9 protein-coding genes are annotated in these 6,235 nt (G+C 30.4%); all 9 read right to left on the reverse strand.

Going from position 1 to position 6,235, the window contains the following annotated elements; translation table 11 throughout:
• Positions 1–850: 850 nt before the first annotated feature.
• A complete protein-coding gene (locus tag WFZ86_RS19885; protein ID WP_342693575.1) occupies positions 851–1,282 on the reverse strand; it encodes a hypothetical protein in 432 nt (143 codons plus the stop codon).
• Positions 1,283–1,583: 301 nt separating this feature from the next.
• Positions 1,584–2,033 (reverse strand): hypothetical protein, encoded by a 450-nt coding sequence (locus WFZ86_RS19890; RefSeq protein ID WP_342693576.1) that lies wholly within the window; start codon positions 2,031–2,033, stop codon positions 1,584–1,586.
• 6 nt (positions 2,034–2,039) lie between these two features.
• Positions 2,040–2,483, reverse strand: coding sequence for a hypothetical protein (locus tag WFZ86_RS19895; protein ID WP_342693577.1), 444 nt, complete (start codon positions 2,481–2,483; stop codon positions 2,040–2,042).
• A 408-nt stretch (positions 2,484–2,891) separates the two neighbouring features.
• Positions 2,892–3,317 carry a hypothetical protein gene (locus WFZ86_RS19900; RefSeq protein ID WP_342693578.1) on the reverse strand — a complete coding sequence of 142 codons (426 nt, stop codon included), beginning with the start codon at positions 3,315–3,317 and terminating at the stop codon, positions 2,892–2,894.
• Between the two features lie 2 nt (positions 3,318–3,319).
• Complete coding sequence (locus tag WFZ86_RS19905; protein ID WP_342693579.1) at positions 3,320–3,448, reverse strand: hypothetical protein; 129 nt, start codon at positions 3,446–3,448, stop codon at positions 3,320–3,322.
• Between the two features lie 404 nt (positions 3,449–3,852).
• The gene (locus WFZ86_RS19910) at positions 3,853–4,263 is read right to left on the reverse strand and encodes a hypothetical protein (RefSeq protein WP_342693580.1); all 411 of its coding nucleotides are present in this window, start codon (positions 4,261–4,263) and stop codon (positions 3,853–3,855) included.
• Positions 4,253–4,414 (reverse strand): hypothetical protein, encoded by a 162-nt coding sequence (locus tag WFZ86_RS19915; protein ID WP_342693581.1) that lies wholly within the window; start codon positions 4,412–4,414, stop codon positions 4,253–4,255. The genes WFZ86_RS19910 and WFZ86_RS19915 overlap by 11 nt, the downstream gene beginning before the upstream one ends.
• 376 nt (positions 4,415–4,790) lie before the next feature.
• Positions 4,791–5,051, reverse strand: a complete 261-nt coding sequence (locus tag WFZ86_RS19920) for a hypothetical protein (protein ID WP_342693582.1) — start codon at positions 5,049–5,051, stop codon at positions 4,791–4,793.
• 4 nt (positions 5,052–5,055) lie between these two features.
• On the reverse strand, positions 5,056–6,235 hold a 1,180-nt coding region (locus WFZ86_RS19925; protein ID WP_342693583.1), incomplete at its 5' end, for an RHS repeat domain-containing protein.

Consider the following 6,235-nt stretch of genomic DNA (forward strand, 5'->3'; position numbering starts at 1 on the left):
GAATACATCCAGAAAATAATAATAAAAAAACATGGCAGAAGAGCAGTAAGTGTTTTCAAGTATGGATTAGATTATTTGTCAAAATTTCTTTTGACAGGATTTAAATCTTTGGAAAACAATATGTTTTGCTTTTTGTCATGTACTTAAGTTTACGATTTAAAAAAACATTTAAAAAATACGCAAAGTCACAGACATTTGCGTAGCCTGTAAGACAACTTATTCACTCTTCGAAGAGCTGGGTGGCTTTACTGTGCGGACACGGTTTGCAAAACCGCACTATCGTTCCGACGACATATCCGCACCACCTGTATTAATTATTTTAACTAAAAATAAGTATATACTCATATATAACAGCCAGATAGAAAATAAAAACTGTACACCATAATCATATGTTTGAATACCATCCAATAGAGAATTAGAAGTCAAAAAAGTTGTTAAAAAAATCAATAATTGCCACATTAAAAACTTAATATTTATCTCTACAAAAGAAAGCTTCGATAAAATATTAGAAATAAAAAATAAATATATTATGGATACAATACAATTCGACAGAACAATACTCCCTAAATTCCATGATAAAAAATAAGATATAATTAATATTATTATGGCAAAAATCATAATAATAAAACATTTTATAAAAGACATAACACTAAAGGAACTATCATCTGATATCGTTACTATTAAACTCATTAAGATTAAATATCCTAATGAAGTCGAAATAAGATTTCTGTCAAAAAACATTTTCTCTAAATAAATAGAAATAAAAAACCATAAAACATTAATAAAAAAACCATAAAATAATAAGATAAACAGTGAAAATCGATGATTAATAATTAACTTTTTCATAATATTAATCATTAAGTTTATTCGCTTCGTAATAAGCATTAATTTGTATATGCGCTTTGTTAACTTCTTTCTGTTGCATTGCATTTAACTTACCTGATTCATTTTTATTTTTATCAGGGTAAAGCATATCTAATGGCACGTTAAATCTGCCAGCCGCCCCAAAACCAGTAGAAGGATCTGTTAAATCAATATTAAATAATGCAAAATTTGGAAAATGATGTTCTGTTTTAAGATTTCCTGTTCCATATTCTTTTCTTGATAATATATTCATAAATGATAAAGCAGTAGTACCCGAAAACCTTTGATATACTCCAGGAGCAACTACAGTAACTTGTTCTTTCCAAATAAATTCTTTATCCCATTCATACCAATCAGTCCCAGCTCCGCAAAGTCTTCTGCCTTTGCGCTTTTCTTTGAACTTAAGAATTGTAAACATACTAAATTTCCCGACTTTTTCTGCAAACGCCTTGTCAAGTTTTAAAGTTTGCTTGTCACATTTATAAGTACCAATAAAAGTAAAAAAACAAAAAAAAGCTACAAAATAACCAAACGGTTACTTTGTAACTTTTTATCACTTTTGCAACACTAAATATTCTAAAAAAAAAATTATGGGAAAAGTCAGAAGACTTTTATAACGTTTACGGTTTTAAAGAACTTTTAAAAATTACGCAAAGTCACAGACATTTGCGTAGCCTAAACTGACAACTTACTCACTCTTCGAAGAGCTGGTTTTGCTATTAAAAAAAAGATTCCTTATTTTGATTTATATATTTTGATAATATTTTTTCGGGAAGTTCCTTCCAGCCACTTTTAGGTTGTATCAAAGTAGTATCTCTAACGCAATAATTAATTAATAATTGATGATATTGAGGTTTTTCCTTTGAAACTTTTATATAAAAATAATCACCTTTAAATTCTCTTAATCTTTTTGTCTTTGATAATTCTTCACCATCAATGATTGTGTAATTACCTTGATATACACTATCATTTAGATGATAATCAAAAAGAAACAAAGGACCACCCTTATTCCCAAGTTCAACACTTTTAATTTTTACTCTGGCATAAACTACATTTTTTAACGCCTCCTCACTTTCTTTTGAAGTTAAATACATATAAATAAAAGCACTCATTAAAATTATTATGCAAAAGATATTTGGAACAATTTTAGTTTTTAAAAAATTCAACATACCTATTTAATTATTTACTTTGTCTTTAATTGCATTTTGAGCTCCATAATTTGCAAATTGACTAGGAGTTTCATAAAGAAATTTACTAGATTCTTTGAGTACGTTACTAGGTAAATCTGAACCATCTATTACACTGCCGAAAGATTCATTTTTTTTACCAAACAAATAAGCAGAAGATGCTTCTATTGCAAAATCTGAAAAACTTTTTTCATTACTGAATACAGTTCTAAAAGTGGTACTGGTAGTAGTTCCTTTTCCTGATTTGTAGTTGACTTCAAAAGCTGCTCCCAAATAGGCACTTGCCCCAGTGGTTAAAAATCCATCCGCTAAAGCACCAAAAACATTAATATTTCCATCGCTGTTTGCTGTATACTGTGCACTTGCACTAATACCAGCTCCGCAAAGTCTCCTGCCTTTGCGCTTTTCTTTGAACTTAAGAATTGTAAACATACTAAAAGTTTCCCGACTTTTTCTGCAAATGCCTTGTCAAGTTTTAATATTTGCTTGTCACATTAATAAATACCAATAAAAAGTAAAAAAAGCTACAAAATAACCAAACGGTTACTTTGCCGCTTTTTATAACTTTTGCAACACTAATCTTTCTAAAAAACATTTATGGGAAAAGTCAGGAGACTTTTATAACGTTTACGGTTTTAAAGAACTTTTAAAAATTACGCAAAGTCACAGACATTTGCGTAGCCTGTAAGACAACTTATTCACTCTTCGAAGAGCTGGGAAAAGTCAGGAGACATTTATAACGTTTACGGTTTTAAAGAACTTTTAAAAATTACGCAAAGTCATGAAACTTTGAGGAGCATAAACAATATCTTAGTCACTCTTCGAAGAGCTTGGAATTACCTAAAACTCTATACAATCAATTTTTAAAATCCCATAATGTTCAAATAAACCTCCATAATTTTTCAAGTACCATTCAAAGCATGTTTTATTTGATTCTTCTATAGTCTTTCTATTTATGTTTAGATTAAATGATATTGTATTATCTCCAATAAAATAAATTAATTGACCTCCTATATGGGATTTATTGTGAATTATTACAAGACCAATATCTTGTTTTAATTCCATCTTTTCACTGATTTCTTTCATTACACTTTCAAATAAATTAATTGGTTTAGATACCCAATCAAAATCTAGTTCATTTAATTCGATATAATTTATTTCACTATTATCATTGTATGACCAATTTTTATCAAAAATTACCTTCGTAAAAAAAGACATATCCAATTTATCTTTTAATATTATATCTATAGATGCTGCTAATCCCATTGCTATTTTACTTCTGTATACTTAATTCCTTTACCGTCTAAATATGTTTTAATGTTGTCTGGAATTTTACTGTTTGAAAACAATTCATATGTTATACCATTATCTTTTGCGATCTTAAGTCTACTTCCCATATCACTTTTAAATTTTGCAAGACCTTTCTCTGTAGAGGTTATGTATTTCCAAAAATTCCAGCTCCGCAAAGTCTCCTGAGGTTGCGTTTTTCTTTCAACTTAAGAATTGTAAACATACTAAAAGTCTCCCGACTTTTTCTACAAACGCCTTGTCAAGTTTTAAAGTTTGCTTGTCACATTAATAAGTACCAATAAAAAGTAAAAAACAAAAAAAGCTACAAAATAACCAAACGGTTACTTTGCAGCTTTTTATCACTTTTGCCACACTAATCCTTCTAAAAAACATTTACGGGAAAAGTCAGGAGACTTTTATAACGTTTACAATTTTAAAGAACATTTAAAAATTACGCAAAGTCAGAGACATTTGCCCGCAACGGCAACTTATTCACTCTTCGAAGAGCTGGCTATTGGAGCGGGGATAATTGATATTCCGTGACGTCACTTGACACTTCAATATTTTGAATTTTAAAATTAGTTTTAGTTAGTTTTAAAATTCTATATCGAAAAGACTGTATATTAACAACACTGTCATTTTCAAAATGCCACATTTCAGGATATATTACATCCCCATAATCGAATTTAGATCGCGCCTTTTTATTTTCCTTTTCATCATAATTATAAACATAATAAAAGTAATCCCCATTTTTACCAAAAAAACTGGAATACCGCGGTTTGTCATATTTATGTCCATCTATACTAATTACATCCCAATATTTTCCATTAAAATATCCTGTAAGATTAGTTTGCTTTTCATTCAAACATGAAATAAAAAATAAACATGTTAAAATCAATATTATCGAACTTTTAGTTGCCATCTTTCATTTCTGGGTTATTTTTAATTTTACTTGATATATCTTTACCATTTTTTTGAACAATAAAACCATCGCCACCTTCACCTGTATACCTCCCAGCTTCGCAAAGTCTCCTGACTTTGCGCTTTTCTTTCAACTTAAGAATTGTAAACATACTAAAAGTCTCCCGACTTTTTCTGCAAACGCCTTGTCAAGTTTTAATGTTTACTTGTCAGATTTATAAGTACCAATAAAAAGTAAAAAACAAAAAAAGCTACAAAATAACCAAAGGGTTACTTTGCAGCTTTTTATCACTTTTGCCACACTAATCCTGCTAAAAAATATTTACGGGAAAAGTCAGGAGACTTTTATCACGTTTACGATTTTAAAGAACATTTAAAAATTACGCAAAGTCACAGACATTTGCGTAGCCTGTAAGACAACTTATTCACTCTTCGAAGAGCTGGGCGGTAGTTCTGACGATTTAGCAGAGCAAGATGCTCGAACGAGCCGTAAAATCATATTTCATCGTCTTAAGGACGCTCGAACCATCAGGGGGAGCTGGGTTCAAATTCTTCATGAAATGAACAGTCGCCAAAACTTACACCAACATCCATAAGATCCATAACAATATTGTCTAAAGATATTAAATCTAGTTCTTTAAACTTAATTACTACTATATTAGATTCTAATAAAACGTCATATAAATGCGCTAATTCTTTTGTATTGAAAATACTTTTATCTTTTAATATATTTATAAACTTAATCTTTAAGTCTTTATTATTAGCTTTTAATAATTCAATATAATGCATATTATTAATTTTTCAATCTTCTGTTTTTATCTGTTGTATTCTCCCCTGATTTATTAAATCTACTTGTTTCCTTTTTACCAATTGGTATTATTTCTGAAGATCGTTGAGGAGATCCACTATTTTCAATATTTTCTAACAATTTCAAATCTGCTTTACTAGCAATAGATGATCCTGCTGGATGCGTATGGTTTATCAATATTGATTTTCCATCTAAAATACCTTGGATGTTTACTGAATTAGCATTTCCTGAATATAAATAATAAGTACCTCCGCTTCCATTTTTTCCCTTGCCTAATTTGTAAACTTGAGCAAATTCAACACCAAATCTATTTGTCAATTCTTTCATTGCTTCGGCGCTTAATCTTCCTTCTAATTTCATTCCAGACTTTCCAGGTAATCCAGAAAAATTTCTGAAAGATACACCATTACCTCCATTTCCTTCATTAACGATTGCTTTTCCTTTTGTCCCAGAGGTAATAATTCTATGGAAAACAACCATCATAGCCAAATCTCTAATTAAACTCCCTTTTATTTCATCTTCAGCAACATACTTTCCACTTGCTAGAGCAGCTACAGGGTTCTCTTCAAATTTATTCCAATCAAGTATATTAGGTCCATCACCAAATTCACCATTATGAAATGCCCCCGTGGATCCATAATAAGTAAATGTCAGTTTTAATTCAGAATTATTTGCTCCTTTTACTATAACAGTTTTATAATCAGGCTCTATAGCATCAGGCCACCATTTAAAATCTTTCCTCTCAATCAATTTCAACACTGGAGAAGTTTTCTTTAAATCTAATATGTAAATTTCTCCTTCTTTACCTTCGATTTCTTTCAATACAATTGGAGAATTAGAAGCAAATTGATAAGGTGTTAAATGAGGAAATTCAGAAGCAAGCGGATCCACGGCAAAAAACCTCCCCACCCTCGGGTCATGCATCCTAAAGGTATAATTCAAAGAATTTCCTTCGCCTTTCAGCTCATCGTCTTTTTCCTGTCCTTGGAAGCCATAACGATATGAACCTGAGCTTCCATGGCGATTTGGAACTAAGCTACCAAAAGGATAATAATCACTATAACTAAGAACGTCTGGGGTTAGGGTATTATTTGCCCCCACAAGGCTACGATCTGAAATTACAGAAAGTACATTCCCTAAATGGTTTGATAATTCATAGCGCTTA

Source organism: Flavobacterium polysaccharolyticum, assembly GCF_038739875.1.
Taxonomy (GTDB): domain Bacteria; phylum Bacteroidota; class Bacteroidia; order Flavobacteriales; family Flavobacteriaceae; genus Flavobacterium; species Flavobacterium polysaccharolyticum.